At 55.1% G+C, this 13,110-nt stretch carries 11 protein-coding genes; 6 read left to right on the top strand and 5 right to left on the bottom strand.

From position 1 onward, the window contains the following. Nucleotides 1–18: 18 nt before the first annotated feature. The 4 genes from AB7532_RS09215 to AB7532_RS09200 form a co-directional block, all read right to left on the bottom strand. Nucleotides 19–1,539 (bottom strand): FAD-dependent monooxygenase, encoded by a 1,521-nt coding sequence (locus tag AB7532_RS09215; RefSeq protein WP_441234487.1) that lies wholly within the window; start codon nucleotides 1,537–1,539, stop codon nucleotides 19–21. A 524-nt stretch (nucleotides 1,540–2,063) separates the two neighbouring features. Further along, nucleotides 2,064–2,447 carry an ester cyclase gene (locus tag AB7532_RS09210; RefSeq protein ID WP_441234486.1) on the bottom strand — a complete coding sequence of 128 codons (384 nt, stop codon included), beginning with the start codon at nucleotides 2,445–2,447 and terminating at the stop codon, nucleotides 2,064–2,066. Between the two features lie 87 nt (nucleotides 2,448–2,534). Beyond that, nucleotides 2,535–3,809, bottom strand: a complete 1,275-nt coding sequence (locus AB7532_RS09205) for a hypothetical protein (protein ID WP_441234485.1) — start codon at nucleotides 3,807–3,809, stop codon at nucleotides 2,535–2,537. Between the two features lie 113 nt (nucleotides 3,810–3,922). After that, the gene (locus tag AB7532_RS09200; RefSeq protein WP_441234484.1) at nucleotides 3,923–5,113 is read right to left on the bottom strand and encodes a hypothetical protein; all 1,191 of its coding nucleotides are present in this window, start codon (nucleotides 5,111–5,113) and stop codon (nucleotides 3,923–3,925) included. Nucleotides 5,114–5,261: 148 nt separating this feature from the next. On the opposite strand from AB7532_RS09200, the gene AB7532_RS09195 reads away from it, so the two are divergent. The 5 genes from AB7532_RS09195 to AB7532_RS09175 all read left to right on the top strand — a co-directional run bounded on the left by AB7532_RS09195 (nucleotide 5,262) and on the right by AB7532_RS09175 (nucleotide 10,865). Next, nucleotides 5,262–5,855 carry a hypothetical protein gene (locus AB7532_RS09195; protein ID WP_441234483.1) on the top strand — a complete coding sequence of 198 codons (594 nt, stop codon included), beginning with the start codon at nucleotides 5,262–5,264 and terminating at the stop codon, nucleotides 5,853–5,855. Next, nucleotides 5,845–6,792 (top strand): nucleotidyl transferase AbiEii/AbiGii toxin family protein, encoded by a 948-nt coding sequence (locus AB7532_RS09190; protein ID WP_441234482.1) that lies wholly within the window; start codon nucleotides 5,845–5,847, stop codon nucleotides 6,790–6,792. Before AB7532_RS09195 ends, AB7532_RS09190 begins: the two co-directional genes overlap by 11 nt. A gap of 63 nt (nucleotides 6,793–6,855) precedes the next feature. After that, nucleotides 6,856–7,467, top strand: coding sequence for a DUF2441 domain-containing protein (locus AB7532_RS09185; protein ID WP_441234481.1), 612 nt, complete (start codon nucleotides 6,856–6,858; stop codon nucleotides 7,465–7,467). A 33-nt stretch (nucleotides 7,468–7,500) separates the two neighbouring features. Further along, nucleotides 7,501–8,907, top strand: a complete 1,407-nt coding sequence (gene mauJ / locus AB7532_RS09180) for a methylamine utilization protein MauJ (protein WP_441234480.1) — start codon at nucleotides 7,501–7,503, stop codon at nucleotides 8,905–8,907. 266 nt (nucleotides 8,908–9,173) lie between these two features. Then, complete coding sequence (locus AB7532_RS09175) at nucleotides 9,174–10,865, top strand: hypothetical protein (RefSeq protein ID WP_441234479.1); 1,692 nt, start codon at nucleotides 9,174–9,176, stop codon at nucleotides 10,863–10,865. Here the strand turns inward: AB7532_RS09175 and AB7532_RS09170 are convergent. Continuing rightward, nucleotides 10,862–11,824, bottom strand: a complete 963-nt coding sequence (locus AB7532_RS09170; RefSeq protein WP_441234478.1) for a hypothetical protein — start codon at nucleotides 11,822–11,824, stop codon at nucleotides 10,862–10,864. The two genes, AB7532_RS09175 and AB7532_RS09170, sit on opposite strands and share 4 nt — an antisense overlap. Before the next feature lie 82 nt (nucleotides 11,825–11,906). Between AB7532_RS09170 and AB7532_RS09165 the strand changes: the two genes are divergently transcribed. Next, on the top strand, nucleotides 11,907–13,103 hold the full coding sequence (locus AB7532_RS09165; protein ID WP_441234477.1) for a hypothetical protein: 1,197 nt from the start codon (nucleotides 11,907–11,909) through the stop codon (nucleotides 13,101–13,103). Nucleotides 13,104–13,110 lie beyond the last annotated feature (7 nt).

The raw sequence follows: 13,110 nt of genomic DNA, 5'->3' as shown, positions 1-13,110 counted from the left end.
CCTCGTTCCTTCCGGGTATCAGGCCGCCAGCGTGATGCCGCGGACGCTGAAATATCTCTCCAGCGTCGCCGGCAAACCCTGCGGGTCCGCGAGCGCGATATAGGTATCGGGACGTAGCAGATACAAAGCGTCACGCGCCAGCCCCCTCTGCGCGTGCTCGGGTTGCCACGCGAATGCATGCAGCGGGATACCATGCCGGTCACACCATGTTTGCAGCTCGGGCGTCGCGGTGCCGTAAACGTGGACCTGCCAGGTGATCGCGGACAGGGAAGCATAGTTATCCTGGCCGTTGAAGCGCACGAACGGTAGACGGTCGCCCCCGATCACGGTCCCGGCCTTGCCCTCGCTCAACGGGCTGTCGTGATACTCCAGCATGGTTTGCGAGACGACCCGGAACATGTACTCGCGCACACGCTCGATATCGTAGGCAACGCGCATGAAGATCGGCGCGACGCGGGTTCGCACGAAGTTTGCGAAGCTGCCCTCGGCGGTCGCGAAGGTAAACAAGCGGTCGGTTGTCTCCACAAGCTTGTGAGCGAATGCCTGTCGCTCCACCTCGTAGCTGTCGAGCAAACTGTCGGGCGCTTGTCCCTTTACGACCGCCGTGAGTTTCCAGGCAAGGTTGATCGCATCAAGAATGCCCGTATTCATGCCCTGGCCGCCCGCCGGGCTGTGAACATGCGCGGCGTCTCCGAGCAGGAAGACGCGGCCCCGCCGGAAGTGATCCGTCACGCGATGATGGACCCGGTAGTGGGAGAACCAGTTCACCTTGTCGATCTTGATCCCAAGACCGTTGATCGCCTTCTGGCCGACATCCTCGAAAGTAAGGGTCTCCGGGTGCGCCGCTCGCTCGTCCCGGATGGTGCCGATCAGGCGGTATTGGTTGGCCTGACCATAGTACATCACCAGGGCGAAATCGGATGTGTCGAGGGCGACATGAGCTTGTCCGGCAGGGTCAACGCCGCTCGCCTCCACGTCCGCGACGTAGAATATCTGCTTGTAGGTGCCGCCCTCGAAGCCGCTGCCGATCTGATGGCGCGCAAGCGAGCGCGCGCCGTCGCAGCCGGCGAGGTAAAGGGCCTCGCAGATTTCCTCGCGCCCATCCTGATGCTTGAGGAGCGCGACCACATGATCGCCCTTGTCCTCGAAGGACAGCAATTCGGTCTGGCGTTCGACCTCGACCCCGAGCGCCCGCAGCCGCTCCACCAGCAGCCGCTCGTGGCGATCCTGGGGGAAGACAAGGACAAAGGGATACGGGGAGATATCCGCACCGGCATCCACCAGTTGGACCTGCGCCCGACGCTTGCCGCGGACCCACATGTTCATGGCCGGAGTCTTGTACCCGGCGGCCACGACGGCATCGGCCATATCGAGCTGGCGGTAGAATTCGAGCGTGCGGGCCTGCACCGCCATGGCGCGGGAGGTTTCGCCAGGTCCGGCGCTCTTGTCGATGATGCGAACGGGCACGCCCTGCTTGGTCAGCCAAAGCGCCAGTACCAGCCCGGTCGGGCCAGCTCCGACAATGAGAACATCCTTCATGACTGCGCACTCCGTTCGAACAGAAGTTAATGACCCTTGGGTCATTAACTGGCGTTTCGGAGCGCAAGAGTCAAGGAAATGGAGTGACCATTTTTAACTTGCTGAATTAATTGACGTATTCGGCCATGCCGAACCGGGCTCTATGCCGTTATGCACAACGGTACTGCCGCGACGCGAAGGTCTTCGTGCCCACGGGCACACCACAGCACTAGGGAGGACAAATGCAGCAAGACGCCGTTTCGCAGAAAGAACAGGTTCACAACGCCGCGCACCTCGCGCTTAGAAGCCGTGAGACCAGCTACTGGGAATTCAACCCGACCACGCTTGATAGGCTGACGAAACGATAGCGGGCCATGCATCGGGGCGCGCTACTTCGGAGGCTGCAAGGCAGCCGAACTTTCCCATTTATTGGATTCTATGTTCGACACTTTTTGAAATGAACGCCGCGTCTGCATGACGCAGCTCTCCTTGCTTGAGTCAGATGGGAAGGGCGGCGCGACCGTTTTATTGCTGACCGTGAGTACTTAGATCTGCTGCTCGATCGCAATTTTGTCGATTACGGAGCGCACGCGAATGATCTTGTCACCGCGGAATTCGTAGAAAACATTCTCGTGGAATACGACGTGTTTGCCGTTGACGGCCAGCCCCAAGAATTCCCCTGCCGGATGGCAATCAAACTTCAGACGGGCGCCGAGCGCTGGCGGATCGGTGAGGACGAAGACAGCGTTAAACTGCAGATCGGGAATCGATTTATAGTCTTCAATCAGCATCTCTCTATAACCCGATAAGCCAAGCAAACGCTCGTTGTGAGTGACGTCGTCATCGACAAATAGCGCCAGCCGGCCCCAATCCTGCGCGTTCAAGCACGAAAGGTAGTCGCTGTAGATGCGGCGGAGATTCTCTGTCATGGCGATCTAACCTGCTGCTTGGCTGCTGTCCTACGCAAAACACATCGCGCAGTTTGGATATGGGCGCTTCACCCCTCAGGATGAAGACTATGGTCTGTTTTTGTATTTCAAGAAGAAGTCGGCAATCTCTCGCTCTCGCTTCAACCGCCTCTCGTCAAGAGGAAGATCGAGGAAGCTGTAGTATTCGTCGATCGTCTTGAATTTGGCTGCGTGCTTAATCAGGAAGAAAATCGCCCGACTGGCAAGGGTTTCGGCTTGCATTAGGATGACATCGGCCTCTTCACTGATGCTGCTCGTTGAATGGACCGCCTGGTTTCTCCGCAACCGGAGGTGCTTGGCGATCTCGCGCGTGTCATCTGGATCCTTGAAGAGGCGTACAATACGCTCAATCAGTTGATCGTATCTATCGGTCCCGGTTAGCCTCTCGAGGACTTGCCACATCCCGAGAAACGACGCATCCGCATCGTGCATATCGAGTGCGCGACAATAGCGAAGAAGTGCGTCGGCGATGAACTCGTGCATGGGGTTCTGCTGGAGCATACGCCACCAGCGTTGAACGGAACGGCGGTAATCCTGGGAGTTACTGAACTTTATCGACGGAACGTGGTGCAGCCAGCGATGTTCATACCAGAACGTTTCCGTCGCAAGCGAACCGTCCTTGCGGTGAATCGTATGCAACGGCCCACGCCGAATGCGATTCATCGCGTGTGGTTGGGACAATTGCGCAAAGATATTGATGGACTTCGAAGAGTTGATCAGAAGATTTACGAGCCCGCGAAAGCGATCGATACAGTCATTGGCGGTCTCGAAGGCGTCTGCGGCATCGTAGGCCGATAGATGGACGAGCACTGGGGTAAGATCGTCGTCTGTCGGCAACTTCAATGACGCCCTCTTACTCTCGATCGCCGCCTGGGACGTCCTGATCTTGCGCAGCAGATTTCCATCAGCGCTCGGCCCCCAGTAGATCCGATTGCGACCCTCCGATATCCAGTCGACTAGCCGCGGGCCAGAATAGGTAATGGTGGTATACAGGACAAATTGCGTTTTGGTGCGCTTTGAAAGCACTTCAAATTGCTGATCACACCGGAGCAAAAACGCTTCTGCGTCTCGAAGAGTGACGAAAGAGTCGGACAGGGAGGCGCTGATACAACGCTCTTTCAATCGCGCGGCTTCTGGCGTCATGGCCCGCACGGCAGTGCCAAGCACCGGAAACCAAAAATGATACGCACGTGCATCAAACGAGCACTTCTGACCGTCCACGTTTCTGGCTTCCGCGAACTTGCTCAGCAGGAGACTGATGTTGGTGCGTTCCCATTGAAAATGCCGCGACTTCGCGGAGGCTGGGGAACTATTACGGGCCATTCCGGCACCTCTCGACATACTATTTTAGGTAGCGTCAAAGAACTCGGAAACCGATGGTCAGAAAACATACCGGACTTACGAAATAGCTTCCGCACCTCTTTCCAGGCAGCACGTCAGGTGTAGAAGGCCAATTGGTCCAGCGTGAGCAGGGCCTGAAGGGCGCGCACCATTGTGTAGGTCTCGGCCGCGGCCGCACCGTGGCCCACTGCGTGGCGCGAGCTGACATTGCCCGTGCGCGTTGTGGGATCGAAATTGGCAAACGTGTGGGATTTCAGATAGTGGGCAAAGGCCGCTGGGAACAACAGCGTATCGGACTGCCCTGTCTTGGCTTCGGCGGAAGCAATCGCAAAGTCCAGGAGCTTATTGATCTTCACCCTTGTGCCGTGAATCTTGTGATAGGCATCGCCCAGAATCCCTTCGATCTCGGTCAAGGCGATTTTGAGCACAGGGATCGCATCCCCGTCAGCAAAGGATTTCAACGCCGAGCGCAGAAATCGTTCCTTGCCCGCAAAGTGCGGCTTTGCCATCCATCGGCTGAACATTCGCTCGATGCGCTCGGCGTCAAACCTTGCAAGGATTTTTGCTTCCTCGTCGTCAAGTTCAAATCCCGCTTCGCAGGTATTCGCGAGACTTCGGAATTCGGATCCGATGATTTCGACGAACGGAAACCAGCCAGCCGCGACGAGCCGAGTGAAAATGGCTTCATCGGCGATCGCATCGTAGAGATCGCGGTACTTCAGTCTGCGATATAGCGTGCCGAGATCACGCTGCATGTCAGGAACAGAAAACTCGCCGTCCGGGTTGAAGTCGAAAAACAGGGCAAAGCGCCAGCCTTCGCGAAAGAGGCAGACGACCCGATCTTCCTTGCCGATCTGAACGAGGGGAAAGGACATTCCGTTGACATCAGCAATGTCATTCTCGAACACCACAGTCCCAGCGGCCATGTTTCGTTTCACCATGATCTGTAATGCCATGGCCGCCGCATCCACCCACAGATCGCCCGTGTTGTCCGGATGCACGACCAGCAGGACGGTGTCTGCACGCTTCAGGTTGACGCTTCGCCCGGATTTTCGCGCCACGTATTCAATATGAGCGTTGAGACTTTCTACCGCCAGATGAAAGAAGCGATCGTCCGACGTCACGTAAAGCCGCGTCCAAACCTGGATCGTGTCGCCGCCGCGCGCGGCTCCCGCGGAGACGCCGTTTAACTGCAGGTCCGACAGCTTGATTGGTTCGGCTATGTTTCCGACGAGGAGACCGGGCTTCGGAAGACTGCCGGGTTCGGGCTGCTGAGACTCAGTCATGGCGTACTCTATCATATTGAGCATGCACTTTTGCTGGTCGTTGATTTCTTAAAAGATTATTGCATTACAGTAGCTTAATCAGCCTATTTGCATGATTGTTCAATGAAATTACTTGCAAAAGAGTCAGTTTTGACTTATATTCCAGGCCATGACGAAGCTCGATACCCTCAAGAAACACCTGAAGCCGGGCAACGCCTATCGGCGCGCGGAGTTGGCGCGTTGGTCGGCCTCTGTCGATCGACACCTCAAGCAGTTGGTCGAGGACGGCACGCTCAAGAAGCTCTCGGGCGGGCTCTATGTCTATCCGAAGGAAACGGTGTTTGGTCCAGCGCCCGCTTCCGACAAAGAAGTTGTTGGTGCTTTTCTGAAGGACGATACGTTCCTGCTGGCTTCGCCGAATGCCTACAACAGCCTCGGGGTTGGAACGACGCAGCTTTACGACAAGACCGTGGTCTACAATCATAAGCGCCACGGAGAGTTTCAGCTAGGCAGCCGCAAGTTTGCGTTTCGCATGAAGCCGCGCTTTCCGAGGTCGCTGACGCAGGAATTTCTGCTTGTCGATCTCGTCAACAACGTTGATCAGCTTGCGGAAGCCAAGGACGAGGTTCTCAAGCGGGTAGCGCAGCGTGCGGCCTCGTCTGACCGGCGGCGGTTGGACCGCGCGGTCCGTGAGTATGGCAACGAACGAACGAAGAAGTTCTTTGAGCGTGCGCTAAGAGCGAGCGAACTGCATGCCGCATGACTTCCTCCACAATCACCCGCAATTCGCGGACCTGATCCGGATTGTGGCGGAGGAAAAGGGCATTGATCCGGCTCTGGTCGAAAAAGACTACTGGATCATGCATTGCCTCCACGGGCTTCAGCAACTCGGCTTCACCTTCCAGCTAAAAGGCGGAACGTCCCTCTCGAAGGGACATCAAATCATCAATCGGTTTTCGGAAGACATAGACATCCTCATTGAGCCGCCGGCCGGCCACGACGTGAAGACCGGCAAGAACCAGAACAGTGCGGCGCAGATCAAGACGCGCAAGGACTTCTACGACTGGCTGGCGCAAACCATCGAGATCGACGGCATCACAGAAGTTGAGCGCGATACGGCCTTTGATGATGTACCCAACTACCGAAGCGCTGGCATCCGGTTGAACTACGAGAGCCTGACGGGAGCGATGGATGGCCTCCGGGAGGGCGTGCTTCTTGAAGTCGGCTTCGACATGGTCGCTCCCAACGCACCAAAAGACATTAGCTCCTGGCTTTACGATTACGCCGCCGGCAAGGTCGAGATTATCGACAATCGCGCGAAGGCCGTTCCTTGCTACGACCCCGGATACACCTTTGTTGAAAAGCTACAGACCGTTTCAACGAAATTCCGCAAGCAGCAAGAGAGTGGCAGCGATCCCGTCGAGTTCATGCGCCACTACTACGACATCCATGAGCTGCTCAAACAGCCCAAGGTTCAGAGCTTCATCGGCACGGACGCCTACAAGGAACACAAGAAGGCCCGCTTTCGCCAGGGCGACAACCAGAACATCACTGAAAACGAAGCTTTCCTGCTAAGCGACGCCGAGACAAGGACCTTGTATGCGGACGCTTATGATCGCAGTAGCGCGCTCTATTATTCGAACAAGCCGAGCTTTGAGCAGATACTTGCCGAGATCGGGAAGTGGGAAACTACACTCTAGCAGTGAAGCCGCTCTCAGTGACAATATATCGTGAGAGATCGGCGCATCTTTTCGGGAGACACCATGGTCGAAAAGGTCAACGATCGAAAATTCTATCAGGCGACTTCAACGAACCATTACAAACAGGCTTTTGTTGCGCATCAGGAGATCGGCATTGGCGAACAACACAATCCGTTCTTCAAGTTCTTCGAAACAGCGTTGGAATATCCGGTCACCGACGGCCAAACGGGTGCATCGATCAATATAAATGCCGTCGAATGGCTGCATCGCGTGAGAGCGAAAACGATACTTACTTCTTATGACATGCTGGCCGAAAAGGCTTTTGAGGTCAGTCAGCACTATATGATGCTCTCGCGCGAACTCATTATGGAGCAAATTCGAATCGAGGAATTCGACGGTAAGCCCCCCTCGCGACAAACCTGCCTCTTCCTCTGCGAGACGATTGAAGAAGCCAAAAGCTGGATTCCATTGCTAGGTAGCCAAGGCGCAGTCTGCGAATTGGTCTGCTCCGGTATCGTACATCGGGCGGACTCAAGGCTGATGGTGAAAATAAGTGAGCCGCTGTCCGTTACCAGAGATAAGGCGCGCGCGTACTGGAAGGGCGAGACAAGTGGAGACCCGCGCCTGGAAACCCTATTCGTGGGTCGTGCCGTCGTGTCGGCGGTTGGCCTATAATGAGTTATGTACGCTAAACGATTCGCATCCTTATTGATTGAAGAGGTCGGTAAGACCAGTCTTTCGCAACGAGCGCCGGACGATATGGCGCAGCGCTTCGAGAGCTTGCGCGGCTTTGGCTTGCTGCCGGCGGGTCGCACGAAGAACGTAACGCCTCTTTCTCTTTCACAAATTGCCGCAACGATCCTAGCGGTGGTCGCCGTTAAACCTGGCTATGCGGGACTTGCCGGAAAAACCTTAGGCGGCCTTCGTCCCGTTGGCGGCATCGACGCGGCGTTTCAACAATGCGCCACGTTGGGACAGGCCGTAGAGATGCTCCTTCAAACATCCGCAGCACTTGACGCGCTACTCGAATTGCGGGTCTCTGAAAGTGAGATCTACACCAACGCTCATGGCCGCGGCACCATCGTCTATCGTTCTGATGATCGCATCCTGACCGCCCATTACGTGCATCAGAATGCGATTTCGCTTTTTCAAGCCGGTGCCGATAAGGCTTTCGATCCTCGAGCTCTCATTTCGTCATCCATAACGGAGATGGTGTTTTATGCACCATTCTTTCGCAGGATCGTCAATGAACTCGCGCGTGAAGCTGCCGCACCGTTATTTTCGCCTACCATTGACCCGGAGGATGACGACGAGGAAGCCAGGAAGGAGGATCGGATCAAGCGGCTGGAGATTCAGCAAAACTCAATATTCCTTAATCTGGCGGTAGAGACGCAGGTAACGTGGCCGCCGGTTGAAACGCTGGTTCATTTCGAGGGTTACCGCTTGATCCTGATACCTCCAACCCGTGAGCACACAACTTCTATCCATATCGATTTGGCCGATCAGAAAATCACGTCGGAAAGCGCTGTGTCGCTCATCAATCGCTTTCTAAGTTTGATGGCGTGGTGCGACGACAACTTTGCAATCCTACAGGAGGGATGGTCCGGAAACCCGGTGCCGGTACCAGTACCGAAGCAGAACCTCGGTTTTGCCACCGCCTATAGCTGGATCTTTGACAGAAAACTTCCTGCAGCGCGGGAAGCGCGCAAAGCATTGGCCCTCTACAGGGAAGGACGTAATGCTGAGCAGAATTACTTCATCAGCTACGCCATTCTGTCCTACTATAAAATCATCGAGCTGAAATTTGGCGACTTCGAGGGAGCGAAGGTAAGAGACTGGATCGCGATAAACTATACCGCGCTGAAGGCGGATAAAATCCTCGACACCCAAATTGCCAATTTTGACAAGGAGCGCGGCAACGAGGAGCCCCAGACGTATCTGAACAAGGCTTGTCGGGTGGCCGTCGCGCATTCCAGCGTCAACAACCCGTCCGACCCCGACGAGCTACCTGAACTGAGACGGCTGCACGTTGCGGCACATATTCTCCGCGCTCTGGCACGCCGATTCATCAGCAACGAATTCGGTGTTTCGGAGTGCCCTTACGATGGCACTTAATCGGACAACCCATTCCCGCAACTTCTTGACCCGCCGAGGGAGAGCCTTCGAGGCGGCACAACGTTTGAGAAGCTTTGAAATCGCCCTGGCATGAATCCCGATCAACAGTGTGCAATCGTTGAAGCCGACCATCGAGTCTACTGCTCATGAAATGTCCGCTGATCTCAGATCAATTCATCTTCGCCGATGATGCAAAACTTGCCGCGCGCCTCTCGTGTGCTCTCGCGCAACCAGGGAGCTACTTGCCTGTTTGCGATGGGCCCCGCATGCAGCGTCCCGACAATCGATACGAAGTCATGCGACGGCACAACGCGGCTGGCCGCGCCCGCGCGAGTGCCACCTTCTTGGCGGGCTTATCGAACGAAGCATTCACGGCCCTTAGCCAGTCGCTGGCCGCCCGGCAAAACATGCCGTGTCATCGAATTTCGTCGGCCGCCGACATCGCCCCCTTCGCGCGAAATGAGAAATTGCGAGGATCTTTACTATGGGGTCGCGATCGGATTGGCATCGGACTTCTGAAGGCTTTACGTGCTGGCCAGGACATTCAGTTTGAAGACCACCCCTCACCCTATGATTGGGTGGTATCGAAGAGTGGCCACCTTGTTGTCTGCGAAGAAGGCGAAGATATTTCGGAGGTCATTGCTGCCAATTACGCCCATGCGCTAGACGCCGGCCTTTTCTTGATACCTAAGGTCAGTGCAGACCAAGTCGATGACCTTATGGAATCTTTTTACGGGCTCTATGATCGAGATCGCGGACACAATCCGGCGGATGCGCAGAGCCGACTGACACAGGAGTTGCTCAATCTCTGCGGATCAATTCCGGTGCCCGAAAATGGGTCGGTCACCTTCATTGGAAAATTGCCTTTCGGTTTCGCATATCCCGAGTATCCGGTGACCCATTTGTTTAAATATCCCGATCTCGGGTGTGCCGTCGTGAACGGTTTCGCAGCGGAGCAGGTTGGGCGGTCTGGAACAGGCGTTGTCGTGCTCGTTGACCCTGGCACAACGCTAGCGCCTGAGATCAAGGCTGCCGTCGATTTACTCGAGCCGCGGCGAGCATTTATCCGAGTTTATCAAGATCGAAACGCGGATGTGCGGAACGTCTCGGAGATGGTTGAGCATTTCCCGTACGATCTTCTCATTTTCGCGACGCATTGCGGTGATAGCTCGGGCTATAGATGGACTTGTGAGTTCACGGATTCCGAAGGGCTCGCACGGACCATTGTAGTGGATGTTGCAGTAGGATTTGCTCGCACCGACGATCCCCAGATATTAAACGTCGGTCATTTCTTTCGCTTCGTGGAACTGGATGGCGTCGACTGGAGCGACCGCGAGGCGAAATCGCGAATGTACGTAGGTAATGCTATTCACGACTTTAATCGGCTAATGGATGCGGGCCCAAACAAACTCCCGTTGACGAAGAAAGAGACCGTAGCTCGGGTGATTGGCTCCTCGGCCATGATGATGAGTGACAGTAATTTTATATTTGCCCATCATACGATTGCCGACGTTGGCACGCCCATCGTCATTAACAACGCTTGTGTTTCGTGGCATCGGCTTGCCGGTGACATGACGTTTGCCGGTGCGCGCGCTTACGTTGGAACGCTCTTTCCAGTCACCCCATTCGAAGCATCCGAGGTTATAACGAAGGTCTTGGACGCTCATTGGGAAAAACCTCTGGCTGCCGCACTTTGGGCTGCCCAACGCGATGTGTATGGATCGGCCCAACGCCGCCCCTACGTGGTCGCTGGCGTATACACCCAGCGCTTAAGGGTGGAGACGCGCAACTATCCTGAGCGCATCAGAAAGAGACTTGAAGGCAGCCTGGCGAGTTGGCGAAGACTCCTTCAAGATGGCGAAGGCAAGGACCTTAAACGAGACAAACGCATCGGTGAGATCATCAAGATCTACGAGCGAGAATTCGATCACTTCAATCATCCTGAACTGAAGCTCTAAAGGCGCGCTTCCACATCCTCAAACGCTCTCATCAAAGCAGCATCGAAGTACCCCCGCAGATACAAATGGAACTTCGGCACAGTTGGTGGCTGTAGCTGAAAAATCTGCTCCAGCGTCTCACTGAATTCGCCACAGATCGCGATCGTTCGATAAATGGCGAAATTCACGACCGGCAATAGCGGGACGAGGTCGTTGGGACGAAATTCGTCGGGCCGCCAGAGAGTCGGCCCCCTGAACGGCATGCGACTGGCGACCATAAGAAATCCGTCGTCGCTGTCAAAAATTGTCTGCGGGCCACCGCCATGATGGACCACTCGATCCCGGAACTGCCGCAAGTCCGCGAAGAAATCCGTGCTGCGCGTGTAGCACTCAGCGAGTGGCCCTGGAATTCCGAACCTGTCCGTTAGCTCCTGGGCGGTCCGAGGCTTGTTCGCCGAGAAGAGCATGTCGGCGTATGATTTCTTGAGCTGCCTCTTTTTGACAGCGGGATCAAGCAGCCTGATGTTGGACCAGATGGCAACAAGAACCTCTTGCCAAAGGTCGAACACGCTCCGGCAAACGCTATGAACATATTCCAATTCGGTCGCCACTAAGCGCGTTACGCCGTTCTCAAACTCCTTCCGCGAACGATGAAGATGTTGAATTTTTGCGAGCGATGCAGCCACGTTGTAGACGTCGTCCTGCAGAGCGAAGAGCTGTCTGCTGATCGGATAGCAGTTCAGCCTTTGGGCCATGAGGTTGAGAAAGTGCAGGCAAACGTCGGTCGGCTTCTCGGCGCGTGTGCCGAAGTATACGGTCTCCGCGGGCCACATCTGAGTTTTGAAGAGCCGTCCACCAGCGTCGATCCAAGCATGCCATTCTCCGTCGTAGAACATTGTTGAACAGAGAAACCGCCCGGATAGCTCACCGTGATCGAGGAACGGAATAGAGGTTAGTTGTTCGATATCTATCTTCGTCATCCCTGACCCGCAGCTCATCCGTCTCGAGCTGACGGAGGGTAGTTTTCGATGTGGCTATGACGAACCACATGAGCCATCATAGGTGACGATCGGCTCTTGCCGGCGTGCCATTCATCCTGCGAAACTCGGCAGCAACAACAGAGAGTCTTTCCCTGACCGATCGCTCGTGGGGCCTACAATCGTGGCTGATTTCATAACATCAGTATTGCAGCTTGAGAAGCGGTGCATTTTCTGCGGTAACCCGCCGTCAGACAAGAACAAAGAGCACATCATTCCGCAGTGGCTTATCGATCTCACCGGGGATCCCAAACGCGAATGGTACTTGGGTTTGAAATTTACCGAACCTGGCAAACCACCTCGAACATTTTCAGCTAATCAATTCCATTTTCCCTCCTGTGAAGCTTGCAACTCGCGCTATTCCGCACTCGAGGGGCGTACGAAAGGCTACTTTTTGAAGCTCTGGGACAATCAGAACCTAACAGCGGCGGAATGGGATGACCTGCTCGATTGGTTCGACAAGGTGAGAATCGGGCTCTTCATCGGAAACATGATTCTAAACAAAGACCTGCCGATTCCAAATCCGAAATTTTTCATAGATCAAAGGGTCGGGACCAAGGACCGCTGCGTCATGGTTTATCCAATCCCGGATCATGACGGACTGCGCGTGTTCGGCGCCGGCGACGCCGTATTTTTTCATCTGCCCACTTCGTTTATGTTGCTCGCCAAGAACTTGCTTTTTCTAAACATATCGTCCGATTTTTTGCTTGCGCCGCGCATGGGGTTTCCCTTTCCACGAATATTTGAGAACGCTGAAGATCGAACGAAGGCTGGCGATCTTACCGCGACGTTCAGGCCTAAAATCCCCTTCATCAGATTTTCGTTTTACGCTCCGATGATCGCCGTCTATCAGACAATCTTGATGAAGGACTTTCTTGACGATGAGACCTTTGGCGCCTTGGCAGCAAACGATTTCGTAAGATCGAATCTTTGGACGGCTGGTTCAGCGAAAGCAAAATTGGCCATCGTTAACCACGGCAAGCTCGCCTTTCTTGGTACTGACCAAACGGTTCCGCACTCGAAGCTTGCCAAGGGGCAGATCAAAGACCTGGATCAGTATTGCATTAGGTTCTTTGAATATAGAAAGTATGTGCTTGAAGATGCATTGAGCAGTGGCCGTGTAAGCCGCGGATCGAGAAAGCTCGTTCGGCTCATGGTCAAATTCAACGGTTATGCACTGAACCAAATTAGATCGGATGGAGCTAGGGTCTCGCTCCCCTAGCCGTGAT

The sequence above is a fragment of the Bradyrhizobium sp. 930_D9_N1_4 genome, from assembly GCF_052076015.1.
GTDB lineage: Bacteria > Pseudomonadota > Alphaproteobacteria > Rhizobiales > Xanthobacteraceae > Bradyrhizobium.
This window is presented reverse-complemented; position numbering and strand designations above follow the sequence as displayed.

Coding starts and splice junctions, on each gene's coding strand:
- AB7532_RS09200 (WP_441234484.1), bottom strand. CDS start 5,113: ATGACTGAGTCTCAGCAGCCCGAACCCGGCAGTCTTCCGAAGCCCGGT.
- AB7532_RS09190 (WP_441234482.1), top strand. CDS start 5,845: ATGCCGCATGACTTCCTCCACAATCACCCGCAATTCGCGGACCTGATC.
- AB7532_RS09185 (WP_441234481.1), top strand. CDS start 6,856: ATGGTCGAAAAGGTCAACGATCGAAAATTCTATCAGGCGACTTCAACG.
- AB7532_RS09175 (WP_441234479.1), top strand. CDS start 9,174: ATGCAGCGTCCCGACAATCGATACGAAGTCATGCGACGGCACAACGCG.
- AB7532_RS09195 (WP_441234483.1), top strand. CDS start 5,262: ATGACGAAGCTCGATACCCTCAAGAAACACCTGAAGCCGGGCAACGCC.
- AB7532_RS09170 (WP_441234478.1), bottom strand. CDS start 11,824: ATGACGAAGATAGATATCGAACAACTAACCTCTATTCCGTTCCTCGAT.
- AB7532_RS09205 (WP_441234485.1), bottom strand. CDS start 3,809: ATGGCCCGTAATAGTTCCCCAGCCTCCGCGAAGTCGCGGCATTTTCAA.
- AB7532_RS09210 (WP_441234486.1), bottom strand. CDS start 2,447: ATGACAGAGAATCTCCGCCGCATCTACAGCGACTACCTTTCGTGCTTG.
- AB7532_RS09215 (WP_441234487.1), bottom strand. CDS start 1,539: ATGAAGGATGTTCTCATTGTCGGAGCTGGCCCGACCGGGCTGGTACTG.